The 20166-nt window shown below is 65.0% G+C and carries 21 protein-coding genes; 7 read left to right on the top strand and 14 right to left on the bottom strand.

All coding sequences use genetic code 11. The annotated features are described in order from the left end of the window. Position 1: 1 nt before the first annotated feature. A complete protein-coding gene (locus AC1DZT_RS13265) occupies positions 2-355 on the bottom strand; it encodes a hypothetical protein (protein WP_478007113.1) in 354 nt (117 codons plus the stop codon). Between the two features lie 204 nt (positions 356-559). Here AC1DZT_RS13265 and AC1DZT_RS13260 point away from each other — a divergent pair, with 204 nt between their 5' ends. Together AC1DZT_RS13260 and AC1DZT_RS13255 are read left to right on the top strand one after the other, a co-directional pair. Further along, a complete protein-coding gene (locus AC1DZT_RS13260; protein WP_478007408.1) occupies positions 560-1888 on the top strand; it encodes a D-amino acid dehydrogenase in 1329 nt (442 codons plus the stop codon). An 84-nt stretch (positions 1889-1972) separates the two neighbouring features. Then, positions 1973-3277, top strand: coding sequence for a CorA family divalent cation transporter (locus AC1DZT_RS13255; protein WP_478007112.1), 1305 nt, complete (start codon positions 1973-1975; stop codon positions 3275-3277). Positions 3278-3298: 21 nt separating this feature from the next. Here the strand turns inward: AC1DZT_RS13255 and AC1DZT_RS13250 are convergent, their stop codons facing one another. Beyond that, positions 3299-4303 (bottom strand): alcohol dehydrogenase catalytic domain-containing protein, encoded by a 1005-nt coding sequence (locus tag AC1DZT_RS13250; protein ID WP_478007111.1) that lies wholly within the window; start codon positions 4301-4303, stop codon positions 3299-3301. Next, complete coding sequence (gene choX, locus AC1DZT_RS13245) at positions 4303-5232, bottom strand: choline ABC transporter substrate-binding protein (RefSeq protein ID WP_478007110.1); 930 nt, start codon at positions 5230-5232, stop codon at positions 4303-4305. Before choX ends, AC1DZT_RS13250 begins: the two co-directional genes overlap by 1 nt. Positions 5233-5339: 107 nt before the next feature. On the opposite strand from choX, the gene betI reads away from it, so the two are divergent. Next, the gene (gene betI, locus AC1DZT_RS13240; RefSeq protein WP_478007109.1) at positions 5340-5948 is read left to right on the top strand and encodes a transcriptional regulator BetI; all 609 of its coding nucleotides are present in this window, start codon (positions 5340-5342) and stop codon (positions 5946-5948) included. A gap of 57 nt (positions 5949-6005) precedes the next feature. Here betI and AC1DZT_RS13235 read toward each other — a convergent pair whose 3' ends face one another. Next, positions 6006-6662, bottom strand: a complete 657-nt coding sequence (locus AC1DZT_RS13235) for a peroxiredoxin (protein ID WP_478007407.1) — start codon at positions 6660-6662, stop codon at positions 6006-6008. 232 nt (positions 6663-6894) lie between these two features. Between AC1DZT_RS13235 and AC1DZT_RS13230 the strand changes: the two genes are divergently transcribed. From AC1DZT_RS13230 to AC1DZT_RS13220, 3 genes are all read left to right on the top strand, one after another. Then, entirely contained in the window at positions 6895-8337 is a 1443-nt protein-coding gene (locus tag AC1DZT_RS13230) for an aldehyde dehydrogenase family protein (protein WP_478007108.1), read from the top strand. 10 nt (positions 8338-8347) lie between these two features. Beyond that, entirely contained in the window at positions 8348-9070 is a 723-nt protein-coding gene (locus AC1DZT_RS13225) for a metallophosphoesterase family protein (RefSeq protein ID WP_478007107.1), read from the top strand. 181 nt (positions 9071-9251) lie between these two features. Next, on the top strand, positions 9252-11228 hold the full coding sequence (locus tag AC1DZT_RS13220; protein WP_478007106.1) for an oxidoreductase: 1977 nt from the start codon (positions 9252-9254) through the stop codon (positions 11226-11228). Here AC1DZT_RS13220 and AC1DZT_RS13215 read toward each other — a convergent pair. The 9 genes from AC1DZT_RS13215 to hspQ all read right to left on the bottom strand — a co-directional run bounded on the left by AC1DZT_RS13215 (position 11225) and on the right by hspQ (position 18720). Next, entirely contained in the window at positions 11225-12850 is a 1626-nt protein-coding gene (locus tag AC1DZT_RS13215) for an FMN-binding glutamate synthase family protein (protein ID WP_478007105.1), read from the bottom strand. The genes AC1DZT_RS13220 and AC1DZT_RS13215 overlap by 4 nt on opposite strands. 105 nt (positions 12851-12955) lie before the next feature. Continuing rightward, a complete protein-coding gene (locus AC1DZT_RS13210) occupies positions 12956-13603 on the bottom strand; it encodes an RluA family pseudouridine synthase (protein WP_478007104.1) in 648 nt (215 codons plus the stop codon). Beyond that, positions 13600-14496, bottom strand: a complete 897-nt coding sequence (locus tag AC1DZT_RS13205) for a homocysteine S-methyltransferase family protein (RefSeq protein WP_478007103.1) — start codon at positions 14494-14496, stop codon at positions 13600-13602. Before AC1DZT_RS13205 ends, AC1DZT_RS13210 begins: the two co-directional genes overlap by 4 nt. Positions 14497-14529: 33 nt before the next feature. Beyond that, positions 14530-15267, bottom strand: a complete 738-nt coding sequence (locus tag AC1DZT_RS13200; RefSeq protein ID WP_478007102.1) for a GFA family protein — start codon at positions 15265-15267, stop codon at positions 14530-14532. Beyond that, positions 15267-15719, bottom strand: coding sequence for a GAF domain-containing protein (locus tag AC1DZT_RS13195; protein WP_478007101.1), 453 nt, complete (start codon positions 15717-15719; stop codon positions 15267-15269). Before AC1DZT_RS13195 ends, AC1DZT_RS13200 begins: the two co-directional genes overlap by 1 nt. 11 nt (positions 15720-15730) lie before the next feature. Next, positions 15731-17302 carry a gamma-glutamyltransferase family protein gene (locus tag AC1DZT_RS13190; protein WP_478007100.1) on the bottom strand — a complete coding sequence of 524 codons (1572 nt, stop codon included), beginning with the start codon at positions 17300-17302 and terminating at the stop codon, positions 15731-15733. A gap of 215 nt (positions 17303-17517) precedes the next feature. Further along, on the bottom strand, positions 17518-17991 hold the full coding sequence (locus tag AC1DZT_RS13185; RefSeq protein ID WP_478007099.1) for an ATP-binding protein: 474 nt from the start codon (positions 17989-17991) through the stop codon (positions 17518-17520). Continuing rightward, the gene (locus AC1DZT_RS13180; RefSeq protein ID WP_478007098.1) at positions 17981-18316 is read right to left on the bottom strand and encodes an STAS domain-containing protein; all 336 of its coding nucleotides are present in this window, start codon (positions 18314-18316) and stop codon (positions 17981-17983) included. Before AC1DZT_RS13180 ends, AC1DZT_RS13185 begins: the two co-directional genes overlap by 11 nt. Before the next feature lie 77 nt (positions 18317-18393). Continuing rightward, positions 18394-18720 carry a heat shock protein HspQ gene (gene hspQ, locus AC1DZT_RS13175; protein WP_478007406.1) on the bottom strand — a complete coding sequence of 109 codons (327 nt, stop codon included), beginning with the start codon at positions 18718-18720 and terminating at the stop codon, positions 18394-18396. A 232-nt stretch (positions 18721-18952) separates the two neighbouring features. On the opposite strand from hspQ, the gene AC1DZT_RS13170 reads away from it, so the two are divergent. Then, entirely contained in the window at positions 18953-19534 is a 582-nt protein-coding gene (locus AC1DZT_RS13170; RefSeq protein WP_478007097.1) for a transglycosylase SLT domain-containing protein, read from the top strand. 18 nt (positions 19535-19552) lie between these two features. Here AC1DZT_RS13170 and AC1DZT_RS13165 read toward each other — a convergent pair whose 3' ends face one another. After that, a complete protein-coding gene (locus AC1DZT_RS13165; RefSeq protein WP_478007096.1) occupies positions 19553-20155 on the bottom strand; it encodes a LolA family protein in 603 nt (200 codons plus the stop codon). Positions 20156-20166: the final 11 nt, after the last annotated feature.

The following is a 20166-nucleotide window of genomic DNA, read 5'->3' as shown; positions in this document are numbered from 1 at the left end:
CCTATTCCGGGGTCAGCACCTCGGTTCCGACACCGTTCACCCCGTCCACCGTCCAGCTGCCGTCCAGCGTGCCATCCTTCTGGATCAGGTAGATCACCAAACCGATCTTGTCGCCCAGCTGATAGGCCGCGGTGAAGGCATTGCTGTCGCGCATGCAGATGCCGGAGGAGGTCGAGCCGCCGGTGGTCCAGACGATATGGCAGGTGTAATCGCTGCTCGCGGTGATCTGCGCCTCGCCCTCATAGCTTGTGCCGTCCAGATTGGTGCCCTTCACCCGGTATTGCCCGCCTACATCCTGGGCATGCGCCGCAGAAGCGGTGATCAGCAGGGCGGTCATGGCAGCAAGTCGCTTCATTCAGTCCTCCTCTTGATGCAATGATCGCAGTCTAGCCCGAGTCGCGCTGCGGCCGGGCATAGTTTTCAAAACGCACAAATATCCGGCATAGCGAAAGCCATGCAGGAAATCCTTCGATGAATGCCTGAATGGACGGGATGAACTTCAACACTTCCCGCTCGCCGCGCCGATCTTCGCAAAGAAGCGTCAGCGACTTTGCCCTATATTCAACCAACCCCAAGACAGGAGAGTTTCATGCGCGTGGTTATTCTGGGTGCTGGCGTGATCGGCGTGACCTCGGCCTGGTATCTGACGCAGGCCGGCCATGAGGTGACGGTGATCGACCGTCAACCGGGCCCGGCGCTGGAAACCTCCTTTGCCAATGCCGGCGAAATCTCGCCCGGCTATGCCTCGCCCTGGGCCGCACCGGGCATCCCGATGAAGGCGATGAAATGGCTCTTCATGCACCACGCGCCCCTGATCCTGCAGCCGAAGATCGACGTGGCACGGCTTGACTGGATCATCCGGATGCTGGGCAACTGCACCTCGGCGGCCTATGCGGTCAACAAGAGCCGGATGGTGCGGCTGGCGGAATATTCGCGCGACTGCCTGCGCGATCTGCGCGCCTCCACCGGCATCACTTATGACGAGCGCACCCAGGGCACGCTGCAGCTCTTCCGCACCCAGAAACAGGTCGATGCCGCCTACAAGGACATCGCGGTCCTCAAAGCCGATGGCGTCCCGTTCGAGGTGCTGAACCCCGCCGAATGCGTCGCGGCCGAGCCCGGCCTTGCCACCTCGCTCCACAAGATCGCGGGCGGGTTGCGCCTGCCGGGCGACGAGACCGGCGATTGCTTCAAATTCACCAACCGCCTGGCCGAGATGTGCGCGGCCGCCGGCGTGACCTTCCGCTATGGCGTCTCGATCAAGACGCTGGAAAGCCAGGGCGGCAAGATCACCGGGGTCGAAACCTCGGCGGGGCGCGTTACGGCGGATGCCTATGTGCTGGCGCTGGGGTCCTATTCGCCCGCGCTGGCCAAGCCCCTGGGGATGAAGCTGCCGGTCTATCCGGTGAAGGGCTATTCGATCACCGTGCCGATCATCGACGCCGAAAAGGCCCCGGTCTCAACCGTGATGGACGAGACCTACAAGATCGCGATCACCCGTCTGGGCGACCGCATCCGCGTCGGCGGCATGGCGGAAATCTCGGGCTTCGACAACACGCTGTCCAAGCGCCGGCAAGAAACCCTGACCCATTCGGTCGAGGATCTGTTCGGCGGCGCGGGCGACCAGACCCAGGCCCTGTTCTGGAGCGGTCTGCGCCCGATGACCCCGGATGGCACGCCGATCATCGGCACCACGCCCTATGCCAACCTCTGGCTGAACACCGGGCATGGCACCCTGGGCTGGACCATGTCGGCAGGCTCGGGCCGGGTTCTGGCCGACCTCGTCTCGGGCCGCGCGACCGAGATCGACACCTCCGATCTGGGCATCGCCCGCTATGGCCGCAAGCCTGCCACGGCCTCTGCGCCCCTGACGGCCAAGGCGGCCTGAAAGCCCGCTCTTTTGACTCTGTCCCGGCTTGACAGGACCGCGCCGGCCCTGTTGAACCATGCCTGAAACCGGGACGGAGTGGCCATGTATCTTGACGCCGTGCGCGAACTCCTCCGCAAGCAGAAGCTGGTCGAGGGTCTGGTCAAAGGCCAAAGCGCCCCGCATCAGGGCCTGGTCGAAAGCGTCGTCGAACGCCAGCATCTGGGCGAGCTGGAAAATTTCATGGCCAAGCTGGCCGTGGCCGATATCGTTGAAATCCTTGAAGCTTTGCCCGAGGACGAGGCGGCTATGCTGTGGCCCCGCGTGCCGGCAGGCCGCTCGACCGATGTGCTGTGGGAAGTGTCGGACGAACTGCGCGACCGTCTGGAAGAGGTCGCAGGCCCGCGTCTGGCGGAAACCAAGGTCACGGTCTTTGAACTGAACGGCGGGCGGATCAAGCAAAGCCCGATCAAGGCCCGCAAGGATCTGGAGGGCAAGAAGCCGCTCTGGATCGACCTTCTGAACGCCTCGGCAGCGCAGCGCGCCTATATCGGCGAGTTTTACGGGCTGGACCTGCAGGACCCCGGCGATGCCACCGATCTCGAGGTCTCCAACCGCTTCCATCTGGATGAAAACGGCGCGCTGAACCTGCATTCCAACTTCCTTCTGGACCGTGGCGGCAAGAGCCGCTCTATCCCGGTGGCCTTCATCCTGCACAAGGACATCCTGTTTTCGCTCCGCAACGAGGATCTGCCGGTCTTCCGCCTGCAACGCCGCCGGGCCGAGACGGTGCCCGGCTATGCCAGCGACTGCTTCGACCTTCTGTTGAACCTCTACGGCTCGGACGTGGAATATTCCGCCGACAGTCTGGAGGATATCTACAAGACCCTGAGCCGCGTCGGAAAGCACGTCCTGTCCGAGACGATGACCGACGAAGAGGCCGCTTCGGTGCTGGCCGACATCGCCGAGGAGGAGGACCTCAACGGCCGCATCCGCGCCAATATCATGGACACCCAGCGCGCCATCGTCTTCCTGATGCAGTCGCGGGTTCTGGCCAAGGACATCACCCAGGACGCCAAACAGGTCCTGCGCAACATCGAAAGCCTGAACAGCCACACGGCCTTTCTCTTCGACAAGATCAACTTCCTGATGGATGCGACCATCGGTTTCATCAACATCAACCAGAACCGCCGGGTGACCCAGCTGACCATGCTGAGCCTCGTCTTCCTGCCGATGAACATCCTGGCCGGCATGGGCGGCATGTCAGAGTTTTCGCGCGTGACCGAGGGGATTCCCTGGCCCTTGTCCTATGCCGCCTTCGCGGTGGGGTCGGGCCTTCTGGGCTGGCTCACCTACCGCGTGGTGCGCCGGGTCGACCAGAAAAAGGCGCGCCGGGCCGAGGGGAAGTAGACCCCGGCGCAGCGATTTGCTTCAGAACTCGACGCAATAGCGCATCCGCGCCCGCCCATCGGCCAGGGCCGCCAAAGCCTCCGAAACATCCTGAAGCCGGATCTTCACGACCGCACTTTCATAGGGATGCTGCGCGTGGTCCTGCATCATCTGCCGCATCTGGCTGCGGCTGCCGACGCTGGTGCCGGTGAGGGTGATCCCGGTCCAGGTCAGCCATTCCTGGCTGAGCGGCACCGGTTCCGACACCATCGCCGCCGCCACGATCCGCCCGAGGGGGCGGGTGGCCGCCTGCATCGCGGGCCAGCTGCGGGTCGTGGGCGCAAAGTTGATCGTGGCATGGGCGCGCAACGCTTCGGGCCAGGCCTCGGCCAGCGCCGGGGTGGCCAAAGCCACCTCTGCCGCGCCCATCCGGCGGGCCAGGTCCAGCTTGGCCGGGTCCGAGTCCACCGCCACCACCCGCGCCCCGCGCCTCGCCGCGATCTGGATCGCGTAAAGCCCCAGCCCGCCGCAGCCGAAGATGGCGCAGGTCTCGCCATGGGCGACCCCAGCCCGCTCCACCGCGCCAAAGGCGGTGAGGCCGGCGCACATCAGGGGGGCCAGGCCCGCAGCCCCACCTTCCGGCACCCGCACGGCAAAGGCGGCCTTGGCCACGACATATTCGGCAAAGGTCCCGGCCACGTTGAAGCCATGCGCGCGTTGCGCGGCACAGAAACTCTCGTTCCCCGAAAGGCACAAATCGCAAATCCCGCAGGTGTCATGGATCCAGGCCGCCCCGGCGCGCTCCCCGATCTGCCAGTCGGTGACACCGGGGCCAAGCGCTTCAACCACGCCAACCCCCTCATGCCCAAGGATGAACGGGTCCGGCGCGGTCGCAGGCCGCGTCTCGCCCTTCCAGATATGCACGTCCGAGTGGCAAACCCCGCTCGCCTCCAGCCGGATCAGGATTTCGTCCGGGCCGGGCACGGGCACGGGCAGATCGACCAGCCGCAGCGGCTGGCCGAAGCCGTCAAGGATCGCGGCCTTCATCACAGGCCCAGGGCGGCCTTGACGGCGGGCAGGCCGGGCTTGCCGTCCAGCGTGGTCACATCCTTGAGCCAAGCGTCGAGCAATTCCGGCCGTTGGGCCAGCATCGTCTTGGCGGCCTCGGTGAATTCTTTCCCGTCGCCGGTCACCATCTGCATCCCGGTGTTTTCAAAGTCGATGTCGTATTTCATCTGGGCGAAGAGCTTGGCCACATTCGGGCAGGCCTCGCCATAGCCGCGCCGCGCAATGGTATAGACGGTGGCGCCGCCATAGTTCGGGCCGAACTCCACATCGCCGCCCGAAAGATAGCTCATCTGATGCGTCACATTCATCGGATGCGGCTGCCAGCCGAGGAAGACGATCCACTCCTTCTTGGCCTCGGCCCGGTCGACCTGCGCCAGCATCCCGGCTTCCGAGCTTTCGACCACCGTCCAGTCGCCCAGACCATGCCGGTTGGCGGCGACCATATCCAGCAGCGGCTGGTTCGACCCCGGCTCGATCGCATAGATCTTCTTGCCGAACTCCGCCCCATGCGCGGCCAGATCGTCAAAGCTCGCAACCCCGGCATCCGAAACATATTTCGGCACGGCAAGGGTGTATTTCGCGCCTTCGAGGTTCATCCCCAGCCTTGTGACCGAGCCGTCATCGAAGAACTGCTTGTATTGCTCGTCCTGAAACGGCCGCCAGTTGCCCTGGAAGATGTCGATATCGCCGCGCTGCATCGAGACGAAGGTCACGTCCAGCGCCAGCAGGTTCTGCGTCGGCTGATAGCCAAGCGCGGAAAGCACCGTCATCGCGGTGGCATTGGTCAGGCCGATATCCGTCCAGCCCAGGTCCGACATCCGCACCGCCTTGCACGCCGCACCATCGGCAAAGGCCGCGCCGCCCGCCAGAACCGCCGCCATCACCACTCCCGCAAACGCCTTCCGCATCACCCATCTCCCCTTTGTTGATTGCGGCAAGACTGCGCCCAGGCGGATTGTGCGTCAATAAAATTTTTTGTACGTGCATACAAAAAATTGGACTGCTAGAGAAAACCATGACCCGCATCCGCACCCGCATCGAAGACCTGCGCCGCAAGGAACTGATCGAGGCCGCGCACCGCGTCTTCATTCAGCATGGGCTGGGCGGCATGACCACCAAGCGCATCTGCGAGGAGGCCGGCATGTCGCCGGGGATCTTGTCCTATTATTTCAAGGGCAAGGAGGATGTGCTTTTCGCCATGGTGCGGCTGAACAACCGGCTGTTGATGGAGGAGGTGGTCAAGGGATTGCAGACCGCCACCACGCGGCGCGCCCGGCTGGAGGCGATCATCCGGGGCAATTTTCCGACCGGTCTGTTCGAGCCGAACATCGCCAATGCCTGGCTGTCGGTCTGCGCCGCCTCGGCGACCAATCCGCGTTATGCCCGGCTGCAGCGGGTGTTCTACCGCAGGCTGAAGTCGAATCTCGCCTCGGTCTTTGCCGGGCTGGTGACGCCGTTGCGCTTCGACCAGCTCGCCCTGTCGCTGGGCGCGCTGATCGACGGGCTCTGGCTGCGCCGCGCAACGGGAGAGGCCATGAGCATCGAGGCCGCCACCGATCTGGTCCTGTCGGTCACCGATGCGCTTTTGTCGGGGCCCGAGCGGGAGGGGCTGCAACAGCCCTGACCCGCCCGGAACACGTCAATCCGGCGCGCTTCGATTTTTCTGCGAAAAATCCCGCCCTTACTTCGGGGCCTTCGCGAAACGCAGATAGGGCAGCTTGATGTCGAGAGCGCCGTATTTCTCCGTCGCCTGTTCGTTGTTGAGCGCCAGCGCTACGATCACGTCCTGACCCACTTCCCAGTTCGCCGGGGTCGCCAGCGGCACGCCATCGGTCAGCTGCACCGCATCCAGCGACCGCAGAATTTCTGCGAAATTCCGGCCCACCGACATCGGATAGGTCATGGTCAGCTTGATCTTCTTGTCCTTGCCGATGATGTAGACCGTCCGCACCGTCGCCGAATGCGCCGGGGTGCGGCCTTCGGTCGGCAGGTAGAACTCGGCCGGCAGCATGTCATAGGCCTTGGCGACCGTCAGGCTGGTGTCGTCGATGATCGGGAAATCCGCCGCAGCACCGCCGAAAGCCTCGATGTCGCGCTTCCACTTCTCATGGTCCTGAACCGAATCGACGGACACGCCCAGCACCTTGGTGCCGCGCTTCTTGAACTCGGGCACCAGTTGCGAGACGGCGCCGAACTCGGTCGTGCAGACCGGGGTGAAGTCGCGCGGATGGCTGAAGATGATTCCGTAATGGCCGTCCAGCCAGTCGTGGAACCTGATTTCCCCGGCGGTCGAATTGGCGGTGAAATCCGGAGCAATGTCGTTGATGCGAAGGCCCATGGTCATCCTCATGATTGGCTTCTGATGCCCCGGACATATCCAAACCGGGAGGAAATTTCATCCCCCCACGTCGGCCCGGCCTCAAGAAAGTCCAGCGTTCCGCCAAAGCGCTGCCGCCCGGTCTTTCTTCCCCGCGTCGAAAATCGTCGGAATTTGATCAAAAATGACGCCGGGACGCTTGCCGACCCTTGCCGGGAATGCCACGATCGGGCGTCTTTCACAGGAGCCTGCCATGATCATCCGCCGCGAGTTCTACATCAACGGGGCCTGGGTTGCCCCCGCCACCCCGCGCGATTGCCCGGTGATCGACCCCTCGACCGAGGAGGCTTGCGCCGTGATCTCGCTGGGCTCACAGGCCGATACCGATGCCGCCGTGGCCGCCGCCAAGGCCGCCTTCCCGCTTTGGGCCGCCACCCCGCCGGCCGAACGCCGCGCCGCCGTGGTCCGCATCCTGGAACAGTACGAAAAACGCGTCGAAGACCTGGCGCTGGCCATGTCGACAGAGATGGGCTCGCCCATCGACCATTCGCGCAGCCAGCAGGCGCCCTGCCTGCCCTGGCACCTGACCAATTTCCTGACCGCCTTCGACAGCCTCGAGTGGATCCGCCCGCTTGGGCCCCATGCCCCCGACACGATGATCGCGCTGGAGCCGATCGGCCTCATCACGCCGTGGAACTGGCCGATGAACCAGATCGCGCTGAAGGCGATCCCGGCCATCCTTGCCGGCTGCACCTGCGTGCTGAAGCCGTCCGAGGAAAGCCCCCTCAACGCGATGATCTTCGCCGAGTTCTGCCACGATGCCGGCCTGCCGCCCGGCGTCTTCAACCTGGTCAACGGCGATGGCATGGGCGTCGGCGCCCAGTTGTCGACCCATCCCGATGTCGAGATGATCTCCTTCACCGGCTCGACCCGGGCCGGCAAGGCAATCTCGAAGGCCGCCGCCGACACGCTGAAGCGCGTGACGCTGGAGCTTGGCGGCAAGGGCGCCAACGTGATCTTCGCCGATGCCGATGACATGGCCGTCGAACGCGGCGTGCGGCTGATGATGGATAACTCCGGCCAGTCCTGCAACGCGCCGTCACGGATGTTCGTCGAGCGTCCCGCCTATGACCGGGCGGTGACCATCGCGGCCGAGGTCGCCGCGTCGATCAAGGTGGACAGCGCCCATCTGCCCGGCACCCATATCGGCCCGGTGGTCAACAAGCGCCAGTGGGATCAGATCCAGGGCTATATCCAGAAGGGCATCGACGAAGGCGCGCGCCTTGTCGCCGGCGGCCCCGGCCTGCCCGAGGACAAGAACCGTGGTTTCTATGTGAAGCCGACCGTCTTTGCCGATGTCAAACCCGGCATGACCATCGAGCGTGAGGAGATTTTCGGGCCTGTTTTGTGCATGATTCCTTTCGATACCGAGGCGGAGGCAGTGCGTCTCGCCAACGATACGCCCTATGGGTTAACTGATTATGTACAAACCCGGGACGGCGCCAAGCGCAACCGGATGGCCCTGGCGCTGAAGGCGGGGATGGTGCAGACCAATGGCCGCTCGCGCGGGGCAGGGGCCTTCTTCGGCGGGGTCAAAGCCTCGGGCCGGGCGCGCGAGGGCGGGATCTGGGGGCTGGAAGAGTTCCTTGAATCCAAGGCGATTTCCGGCTGGGACGTGACGCAGGCCGCCGAATGAGGCGCGGCGCATGAGGCTGGCGGTCCTGTCCGACATCCACGGCAATGCCGATGCCTTGGCCGCGGTGATGGCGGACCTGCGCCTTCAGGCGCCGGATCTGACCGTCAACCTCGGCGATTGCTTCTCGGGCCCGCTGGACGTGGTGCGCACCGCCGACCTCCTGGAGGAGCTTGCCGCCCTCACCGTGCGCGGCAACCATGACCGGGCGCTGGTCGACCGCACCCATGACAACTGGGACGCGGCCGCAGCCCCGCATATGCCTGCCAGGGCGCTGGACTGGCTTTCCACCCTGCGCCCCACCGCGCAGGTGGAAGAGGTCTTCCTCTGCCACGCCACGCCAGAGGACGACAACACCTTCTGGCTCGAGGCACTGGTGCAGGGCACGTTCCAGCGCGCCCCCCTCGCGCAGATCGCCGCCCATGCCGAGGGGATTGCCGCCGAGGTCCTGCTTTGCGGTCATACCCATATCGCCCGCGCCGTGACCCTGCCCGATGGCCGGCTGATCCTGAACCCCGGCTCGGTCGGCTGCCCCGGTTTTGCCGACAGCGATGCGCCCGCGCCCTATGCGATCAGCGCCGGGCTGCCCCATGCCGCCTATGCGATCCTCGACCGGGGGGCGCAGGGCTGGTCGGTGACCCAGCGCCTGATCCCCTATGACCGCCGCGACGCCATCGCCCGCGCCGCCGCCTTCCCCGATTGGGTCGCCGCCCTGAGCACGGGTTGGGCCAGCTGACCCTGTGCGCAGGCGCGCCGAACGCGGCGCTTTGCCGGGATCTGTGCGAAATCTTGTGAAGACATAAGCAAGACGGAAGGAAGACGCCGGGAAGACCGCTCCTCCCGGCTTTTTTGGGTCTTCAGAAAACTTGACACATGTGTCGATTCGCAGTCCCATAGGGCAAACCCATGAGGCTCCGATGACCCAGCACCGCCACCTTCTGTCGCCCCTCACTCTGCGCGGCCATACCCTGCGCAACCGCATCGTCTTTGGCGCCCATACCGCCAACATGTCCGACATGGGCATTCCGGGGCCCAGGGTCGAAGGCTACCTTCTGGAACGCGCGCTGGGCGGGGCGGGGATGATCGTCTCCGAACCGGTGCCGGTGCACCGGACGGGCGTGCTAACCCGCGGAAACTATTTGCATTCCTCGGATGAGGTGATCCCGCATTTCCGCAAGATCACCGAAGCCGTCAAGGCCGCGGGCGCCGTCATCCTGCAGCAGCAATACCATGTCGGCGCGCATGGCGACAGCGACCTCAGCTTTGCGCCGCACTGGTCGCCCTCGGGCCTGCCGAGCTATCACGACAGCGACGGCTCGCACGCCATGACCGAGACCGAGATCGACGAGCTGCTCGACGCCCATGCCGCTGCGGCGCTCCGCTCGAAACTTTCGGGATTCCAGGGGGTTGAGGTCTGGGCTGCCTATCATTCGCTGCTCGACCAGTTCTGGACGCCGTGGAGCAACAAGCGCAGCGACCGCTGGGGCGGGTCCTTGGAAAACCGCACCCGCTTCTCCCGCACGCTGATCGAGCGCATCCGCAAGACCTGTGGCGAGGATTTCATCATCGGCCTCGCCATCAGCTATTCGCCGGCCTATCCGGTGATGCTGTCCGATGCAGAAATGTGCGAAATCATCGGCTTGCACGATGCGACCGGGCATGTGGACTATGTGACCTGCGGCTATGGCAGCTATCTCGACTTCGAGGGCATCATCCCGCCCTTCACCCATGGCGAGAAGCTGTCCACCCCGCTGACCGCGCAGCTGAAAGGAATTGTTAAACACGCCGTCATAACCTCGGAAGCGGGAATCAGAACGCCGGAGAATGCGGAGACCATCATTGCCAGCGGCGAGGCCGATCTTGTCTCCATCGTGCGGGGGCAGATCGCCGATCCGCATCTGGCGCGCAAGACGACGGAGGGCCGGGTCGAGGATATTCGCGGCTGCATTTCCTGCAACCAGATGTGCTGGGGGCGGCGCAGCCGGGATTACTGGATTTCTTGCCTCATCAACCCCTCGGCGGGGCGAGAGTTCGAATGGGGCGGCGACAGGTTCACGGCCGCCGATCGGAAACGGTCGGTTCTGGTCGTGGGCGCCGGTCCCGCAGGGTTGGAGGCCGCGCGTGCGGCGGCGGAAAGGGGGCATAGCGTTGAAATCGTTGAGGCTTTGCCGCAGGTCGGCGGGCAGTTCCGGCTGGCGGGGATGCAGCCGCGCCGGGCGCAGATCCTCGCCCTGATGGACTGGTACGAGGGCCAGTTCAGCAAGCTGGGCGTCACGCTGCGGCTCAACACCTATCTTGACGCCGATGAGATCGCGGCCCATCCGGCCGAGGTGGTGATCCTCGCCACCGGCTCCTTGCCCGACGAGACCGGCTTTCAACGCTGGGTGCCGCAGCTCGAAAGCCTGCCGGGGATCGAGCTTGGTGGCGTGTGGTCGCCCGAGGCGGTGATGCGCCGCGAGGCGCGGCTGGGCGATACGGTGGTGATCTATGACGAGGGGTCGAACTGGCGCGGGGTCGGCACCGCCTGGGCCATGGCCGAACAGGGCAAGAAGGTGGTCATCGTCACCCCCGAAGCCTTCGTCGGCAAGGAAATCGCCCGCACCGCCGCCGATGGCGCCACGCGGCGCAGGCTTGCGCAGCTGGGGGTGGAGTTCAAGAGCGAACATTGCCTCAGCCGCTGGCACGGTAATGGGGTCACGGTGCGTAACCTGTTGACAGGACAGGAGGAAACCCTTCCCGCCTCTGCCCTCGTCATGTCGACGACCAACCGCGCCTTCGACCCTTTCCCCGAAACTTTCCCGGGCAAAGAGGTGCACCGGATCGGCGATTGCACCGCCCCGCGCCTGGCCGCCTATGCCTTCCACGAGGGGCGCAAGCTGGCGCTCGGGCTTTAGCTGATCAGGCTGAACGTGTCCGGGCTGGACTGCGCCCAGGCCTCGCGGAACTGCGGCGAGGCGCCGGGGTCGGCCAAAAGCTGACCCGGCATCAGCAATTCATACTGCTGGGCGAAGGAGATCACCGTATCCGAGGCCGCCCGCCGCATCAGGTGGTGCGGCTTCAACTCGCAGGGATGCGACAGGCCCGCAGCGGCGACCAGTTCGGTCAGGGCATGCAGGGTGTTGCGGTGGAAATTCGCCACCCGCTCGGCCTTGTCGGGCACGTCGATCGCCCGCTGGCGCAGCGGGTCCTGCGAGGTCACGCCGGTCGGACACATGCCGGTGTGGCAGGACTGCGCCTGGATGCAGCCGACCGCAAACATGAAGCCGCGCGCCGCGTTGCACCAATCCGCCCCCAGGGCCAGGATCTTGGCCATGTCAAAGGCCGAGGTGATCTTGCCCGAGGCGCCGATGCGGATCTTGTCGCGCAGACCCACGCCGACCAGCGCGTTATGGGCAAAGCTGAGACCATCGCGCAACGGCATGCCGACATGGTCCATGAACTCCAGCGGCGCGGCACCGGTGCCGCCCTCTTTGCCGTCTATCACGATGAAATCAGGGGTGATTCCCGTCGCAAGCATCGCCTTGCAGATCGCCATGAACTCCCACCGGTGGCCGATGCACAGCTTGAACCCGGCGGGCTTGCCGCCCGACATCTCGCGCATCGAGGCCACGAAATGCAGCAATCCCGCAGGGGTCGAAAACGCCGAATGGCTGGCGGGCGAGACGCAATCCTCGCCCATCGGCACGCCGCGGATCAGCGAGATCTCTTGCGTCACCTTGGCCGCTGGCAGCACGCCGCCATGACCGGGCTTGGCGCCCTGGCTCAGCTTCAGCTCCACCATCTTGATCTGCGGATCGGCGGCGGCCTCGGCAAAGCGGCCGGGGTCGAAGCTGCCGTCCTTGGCCCGCGCGCCGAAATAGCCCGAGCCAAGCTCCCACACCAGATCGCCGCCGAACTCGCGGTGATAGGGCGAAACCCCGCCTTCGCCGGTGTCGTGAAAGAAGCCCCCCTTCCGCGCGCCCTTGTTGAGCGAGCGAATGGCATTGGCCGACAAGGCCCCGTAACTCATGGCGGAAATGTTCAGAAGCGAGGCGGCATAGGGCGCCTTCGTCTCGGGCCCGACCAGAACGCGCATCTCCTCCAGCGGGGCGGCGGGTTTCGGGGCGATCGAATGGTGCAGCCATTCGTATTGCTCTTCATAGACGTCGAACTGGGTGCCGAAGGGCCGCTTGTCGAGCTCTTTCTTGGCGCGTTGATAGACGATGGCGCGCTTGTCGCGCGGGAAGGGGGTGCCGTCCTTGTCGCCTTCGAAGAAATACTGCCGCATCTCGGGCCGGATATGTTCCAGCATGAAGCGCAGATGCGCCGCCACCGGGTAATTGCGCAGGATGGCATGGCGGGTCTGGGTCAGGTCATGCGCGCCAAGGGCCAGGATCGCGAGGCAGAGGATGACCAGCGGCACGTTCAGGAACCGCTCTGCCGGGTAGGCGATGGCCAGAATGGCGAAGACGAGGGCCAGGATGGCCGCACCGGTCAGCGGCAGAAATCTGACCTCGAACAGGGTCTTGGGTGTCATGGCGCGATTCTTCCCCTTTGCGCCTGCGGGGCGCATCCCGATTGTGACCCCCTCATAGCACAGAACCATGAAGGACCAGAAAAGAGAGTGGGCCTTTCCGGCCCGTCAGAACGGGCAGGGGGCGGCGAAGCTGACCCAGTCCTTGCTGTCGGGATGATGCAGGGCCAGGGTCTCTGCATGCAGCATCAGGCGGGGATGGACCTCCGGTGTCTCGGCATAGATGGGATCGCCGAGGATCGGATGGCCAAGCGCCAGCATATGCACCCGCAGCTGGTGGCTCCGCCCGGTCAGGGGCGAGAGGCGGACGCGGGTTTCCCCTTCCGACCGGTCGATGACCTGCCAGTCCGTCACCGCGGCGCGGCCGTTCACCGGGTCGACCATCTGGCGCGGACGGTTCGGCCAATCGACACCGATGGGCAGATCGACGCGGCCCGATTCCGACGTGAGGTTGCCGGAAACCCTTGCGACATAAGTCTTTTTCGCCCGGCGCTGTTCAAACTCCTGCCCGAGAAAACCCTGCGCGGCCTTGTTGCGGGCAAAGATCATCACGCCGGAGGTGTCACAATCCAGCCGGTGCACCAGAAGCGTGCCCGGATAGGCGCGGCGCAGGCGCGTCTCCAGGCAATCGGCGCGGCCCTCGAGCTTGCCGGGCACCGACAGAAGGCCCGAGGGCTTGTCCACCACCAGGATGGCGCGGTCCTCGTAAAGGATCGACAGCGGCACATCCGGCGGGTTGTAGTCGAAATCCTTCATGCGATGCTGTGGCCCGCGGCCCTGAGCCGGGATGCAAGGTGGCGGATATGGGCGGGTCCGACCTCGCAGCAGCCGCCGACGATGGTGGCGCCGAGATCGAGCCAAGTCATTGCGAAATCGGCGTATTTCTCGGGCGTCAGGTCGTGGCGGTGGGTGTAGTCCGGCGCCCCGCCTCCCTCGGGCAGGGGGAGGGAAGAAATCTCGGAAAAGCCGTTGGCATAGGCGCCGAAGGGCAGGCCCATGGTGGAAAGCACGCGCAAGGCATCCAGCATCGCCTCGGGCATCGAGCAATTGGCCAGGACGGCGGCGGTCGGGTGTTCGGCGATCAGATCGGCCAGACCGGCAATCGGCTCGCCCGAGCGCAGGCGGCTGCCGTCGCGGTCATGCACCGAAACCGAAAGCCAGACCGGCAATCCCGCCGCCTGCGCCCCTTGCAGCGCCCCGCGGGCGAGGTCGAGCGAGGACATGGTCTCCAAAAGGATCACATCGACATGCGGCGCCATGATGCGCGCCTTTTCGGCATAAAGCGGTGCGGAAACAGCCACTTCGGGGGTAAGGTCCGGGCGATAGCTTTCCCCCAGCGGCCCCATCGACCCCGCGATCATGCCGCGCCCGGCGGCGGCGCGGGCCTCATGCGCCTCCATCAGGGCGCGCAGGTGCAGGGCGTGGTAGAGGGCGTCCAGACCCACCCCCTCCAGCCGGTCATGCAGGATGTTGTAGGTGTTGGTCGTGGCGACCGAAGCGCCGGCGGCGAAGTAATCGTCATGGATTTCGCGCACGAGGCCGGGATGGTCGATCATCACGCGGGTGGCCCAGAGCGGCGTCGGCTCGTCGCCCGAACGTGCCACCAGTTCCTGGCCCATGCCGCCGTCAAGTAGGATGATCTCTGCCATTGTCGCCTCCGAAGCCGGGAATGCCGCCTGTTATCAGGCGCCGGGGCTTTGCGGAAGGCCGTCGCTGATCGTGTAATAGTCGCCCTTGTCGGCGGTGAAGATATGGCTTGTCAGGCGGCCGCCGGTCGGGTTGGCGATGCAACCCGCCTCGATCGAGAAATCCTCGCCGAGGCGGAAATAAAGGCTCGACCCGCAGCCGGGGCAAAAGCCGCGCTGGCCGCCGCCCGGCGTGGCAAATTCGCGGATCGACCGGGATTGCCAGCGCAGGGCCGATTCCTCGGCATCGAAAGAGGCGGCGAAATGGCCGGACAGCTTGCGGCACTGGCTGCAATGGCAGGCGGTGACTTCGCCCATTTTGCCGGCGAGCGTGAAGTGGTTGGCGCCGCAGAGGCAGCTTCCCGTCAGGGCCTCGGCCGGGGCGGGCGCGGTGTAGTAATCGCCCGCATCCTCTTGATGCCATTCACTTTCGATGGTGAGGCCGGTATCCCCCTCCAAGACGCCGGCCGCGATCGAGATGCGGTCCTCGCCCGTCGGTTTCCAGAACAGGCTGGCGCCGCAGCCCGCGCAAAATCCGCGCTCGGCCATGTTGGAGGAGCGGTACCAGCGCAGGCCCGCATCCTCGGTCAGGTGGAAGCGGTCGAGCGGCACCGCACTCGCGGCCCAGAAGTGGCCGGAGACTTTGCGGCATTGCGTGCAGTGGCAGGCGATCACCTGCCGCAGCGGCGGATCGGCGCGAAACCGCACCTGACCGCAGAGGCAGGAGCCCTCCATCACGCAGCCTTTTCAAACACTTGCGCGAGAAGTGGGACCAGCCACGCCTCATCCTCGGCGGTGAAGGCGGCGGGCGTGTCGCTGTCGATGTCCAGAACCCCCAGAAGCGCCCCCTTGCCGTTCCAGACCGGCAGGACCAGTTCGGAGCGGGTGGAGGCGGCGCAGGCGATATGGCCGGGGAAGGCCTCGACATCGGGGACGTTCTGCACCTGACCGGTGCGCGCCGCAGCCCCGCAGACCCCGCGCGAGAAGGGGATGACAAGGCAGCCATGGCCGCCCTGATAGGGGCCGATCTTCAGAAGCTCGGGGCCCACCACCCGGTAAAACCCGGTCCAGTCGGCGAAATCGTGGTGGTTGTGCAACTCGCAGGCGACGGTGGCCATCAGGGCCACGGCATCGGTCTCGCCCTCGGTCAGGGCGAGGATGCTGGCGGAGATCTCGGCGCGGTTCATCTTGGGTCCCCTCAATAGCCCAGGGCGCAGCCATCCTTGCGCGGGTCGGACGCCCCGATCAGGATGCCGCTGTCGTCCAGCAGGATGTTCTGCGCGCCGCCCAGGGGATCGCGCGGGATCGACACCTCATGGCCCATCTGCGCCAGTTCGGCGCGGACCTTGTCGGAATAGCCGCGTTCGACCTGCATCCCCTCCACCCAAGAGAAGCTGCGCGGGCCGTCGACGGCCTCCTGCCCATCCATGCCGAAATCGACCATGTTGGAGACAAAGCGCGCATGGCCGGCGGGCTGGTAGGCGCCGCCCATCACGCCGAAGGGCATGATGACCCGGTCGTTGCGCTTCAGCATCGCGGGGATGATCGTGTGCATCGGGCGTTTGCCGCCGGCAAGCTCGTTCGGGTGGCCCTCGGTCAGGGTGAAGCCCGCGCCGCGGTTCTGGTAGAGGATGCCGAACTTGTCCGAGCCGAGGCCCGCGCCGAAGCCGAAGTAGATCGAATAGATCAGCGACACCGCCATCCGGTCGCGGTCGACCACGGTGATATAGATCGTGTCGCGGTGGACCGCCTCGGCCATCGGATGCGGGGTGGGGGCGGCGCGCTTGGGGTCGATCAGGGCGGCGAGCTTGGCCGCCGTCTCGGGCGACAGCATGTAATCGATGCGCGGGCTGTGTTCGGCGATGAAGCGGTTGCGGGCGTCATAGGCGAGTTTCGAGGCCTCGGCCTCGATATGGGCGCGCTGGGTGCCGAAGGGGTCCATCGACGCAAGATCGAAGTGTTTCAGGATGTTGAGCATCAGGATCGCCGTGGCGCCCTGGCCGTTCGGCGGATGCTCCAGGAGGGTCATGTCGCCATAGGTGCCCGCGACGGGCGCGCCCCAGGTGGCCTTGGTCGCGGCGAGGTCGTCAAGCGTGTGCAGCCCGCCCATCGCCCTGAGCGAGGAGATGAGGTCTTCGGCCACCTCGCCCTCATAGAACCCAGCGCGGCCCTGCGAGGCCATCCGGCGCAGCACTTCGGCCTGGGCCGGGGCCTTGAAGATGGCGCCGGTCTTGGGTGTCGTGCCGCCCGGCAGGTAGAAGTCGCGGGCGCTGCCTTGCAGGAAGGGGCCGTCCTCGACCCAGTCGAAGGCCACGCGCGGGGCGACGGGCACGCCCTCTTCGGCATAGCGGATCGCGGGGGCCAGACTGTCGGCCAGACCAAGCCGGCCCCAGTCGGCGGAGAGGGTGCAGAAGGCGTCCATCGCGCCGGGCAGGGTCACGGCCTCGACCCCGCGGACCGGCACGACCTTGTGGCCCTGGGCGCGCAGCGCGGCGGCGGTGGCGGCGGCGGGGGCGCGGCCCGACCCGTTCAGGGTCAGGACACGTTCTTCACCGGCAGGTTTCAAGAGCACGAAACAGTCGCCACCGATCCCGGTCATCTGCGGCTCGCAGATGCCCAGCAGGACCGCGCCCGCGATGGCGGCATCCACGGCATTGCCGCCCGATTTCAAGACCTCGATCGCGGCCTGCGCCGCCAGCGGATGCGAAGTCGCGCAGATGCCGTTGGCGGCATAAACGGCGGAACGTCCGGGAAATTGAAAATCGCGCATGGCTCACCTCTTTTGGGTCAGCCTAGGGCGCATTTGATCAAAGTGAAAGGGGGGAGGTGCCTCGGCGTCCCGAACTGGGTGGGGGCAATGGCTCGCAACGCCGAGGGAAGCTTTATGCAGCTACAGGGTCAGACTGCTGCGCGGGTCCGGCGAAAATGGGTGTAGATCAGGGCGTTTCCGTGTCAGATTTTTCGCATTGGAAACAATCTGCCCCTTCAGGCCGCATTGTCCAATTTCACACGAAAGCTCAGAAGGTTGCGGTCCCCCTCGCGGCGATAGGCCAAGTCCTCGACGAGGTTGCGAATCAGGAACCAGCCGAATCCCCCCTCCGGCAGGTCGTCAAAGGCGCCGAGTTCGGGCGGGGTGCCCAGCGGCGGCGTGGCATCGGGCATCGGCAGCCCGCGGTCCGCGATATGGACCAGAAGCTGATCGCGCCGGCGCCGGATGTCGACCTCGATCATGCCGGCGTAACAGGCATAGGCATGTTCGACGACATTGTTCAGCGCCTCTGCCACCACAAGCTGGGCGGTGCCCATGTCGTCGCGGCTGCAATCCCGGACCAGGGCGCAGGCCATGAGGTCGCAGAGCGCCTGGCGCACGCCAAGCGCCGTGGCGGGCAAGACCAGGTGGACGCGATCAGGGGGGATGAAGGACAGGATCCCGCCCCCTGGGGCGGTCTCAGCCTGCATGCCGCAGGCCTTCGGGCAGGGATTTGTGGATGATGAAGACCGAATCCATCCTTGTCAGGCGGAACACCTTTTCGACGGTGGGGGTCAGGCCGGAAAGTTCCAGCCGGCGGATCGGCCCCAGCGCCTTCATCACGGCGACCACGGCGCCAAGGCCGGAACTGTCCAGAAAGCCGACATTGGACATGTCGAGCACCACCCGCGAGCTGGGAGTCGCGACGATTTCGCGCATCAATTCCTTGAACTTGATGGCGCTTGCGGCGTCGATCCGGTCATCCATCACGCGGATCACGATGATCTCGCCCATATGTTCCGTTGTGAGGTTCATCGCGCATTCCTTCCTGCTACCTGCAGGCAGGATAACGGGAAGAAGTTACCTATCGGTAAGCGCGGCCCCGCCCGTCCTCAGTTCAGCTGGAACTGCAGCGGATAGCGCCCGTCGGTGAAATCGCCGAACAGATCGGGCAGGTCCGGGTGGCTCACCGGTTCGCCGGTCTCGTCCGGGACGAGGTTCTGTTCAGAGACATAGGCCACATAGTAGCTTTGGTCGTTCTCTGCCAGAAGGTGGTAGAAGGGCTGGTTTTTCGAAGGACGCGCCTCTTCGGGAATGTTTTCATACCATTCTTCGGTGTTGGAAAACATCGCGTCCACGTCGAACACCACGCCACGGAACGGGTGCTTGCGATGACGCAGCACCTGACCGATGTGATATTTCGCGGCCGTTCTCAGCATCATGTCGTACCCCCAATCTGATTTTACTAATCCTGCGGGGCGTCGCTGTCCACCAATCTGCCTGACACAGAGGGAAACAAACTGTGCCCTTTGTCCCTACAGTCGGCGGTTTCCTGCCCGCAACACAGGAGAAATCCCGTGGATTTCGCCCCTGCCCATGAAGCTTCCCCATTGGATATGCGGCGCTTTTCCCGTATCGTTGAAAAAAATAATACGAACGCATGAGGGGCCAATGAGCAGAACTCTCCGTGCGTCGATCCTGTTGCTGTTTCTCGCCTCCTGTGGAGGCGGCAACTTTTCGGCGCCGCGCCATTTGGATGACGCCTGTTCTGTCATTCACCAACGTCCGCAATATCTTGCGGCCATGAAGGTCACGCAGCGGAAATGGGGTGTGCCCATTTCGGTGCAGATGGCGATCCTGCATCAGGAATCGAAGTTCATCGGCAATGCCCGCACCCCGCATCAATATGCGCTGGGGGTGATCCCGCTGGGGCGGCAAAGCTCGGCCTATGGCTATGCGCAGGCCCTGGACAGCACCTGGGACGATTACCGCAAGGAACAGCACCGGATGGGCGCGCGCCGCGACAACATCCGCGATGCGACCGATTTCATGGGCTGGTATATCGACGGGACGACGCAGAAGCTGGGCCTGTCCAAGACCGATGCCGAAAGCCAGTACCTCGCCTATCACGAGGGGCGCAACGGCTTTGCCAATCAGAGCTACAAGGCCAAGTCCTGGCTGGTCAGCGTCGCACAGCGCGTCGGCCTGCGCGCCGCCATGTACCACGATCAACTGCAGACCTGCCTGCGTTAGGCAGGTCTGAACTGATGTTCAGCGCTTGTCCTTGGCGGTCTGGGCGTTGATCGAGAACAGGCTGCCCGGATAGGTGCCGCCGACCTTCAGCGAATCCAGCGCGACCGAGGTCTTGTTGCCGATGTCGTCGGTGATGATCCATTGGGTCAGGGCGACCGGATTTTCGCTGAAGATCAGCTCGATCGTGCCATAGTCGGGGTGTTTGGGGTCCTGCGCCACGACATGGGTGTTGCCGTTGACCTCGCTGTGGCCGATCACCATCTGGGCGGCCGAAAGATCGACCTTGGGTGCGAGGATCAGGTTCAGCGGCGTCCGTGCCAGCGGATATTGCTCGGGCGGCTGGTTGGATTTCGCGTCGAAGATCGCAACCGAGCCGGCGGCGGCCAGCACCAGGCTCTTGTTCGGCGGATCATATTCAAAGCGCGCCCGGCCCGGACGCTGGATCACGATGCGGCCCTTGGCGATGCTTCCGTCGGCATTGGTCTGGACGAACCGCGCCTCGGCCGTGGTCAGGCTGTTGATATAGGTCGACAGGTCCGACAGAGGCACCTCTGCCGCCTGGGCGGAAAGGCCGAAACACAGGGCGAGCGGGGCAAAAAATGCGGCACGAAGCTTTTTCATGGCCTCAATAT

It is taken from the genome of Rhodobacter sp. P1_C2, from assembly GCF_056406375.1.
This window is presented reverse-complemented; position numbering and strand designations above follow the sequence as displayed.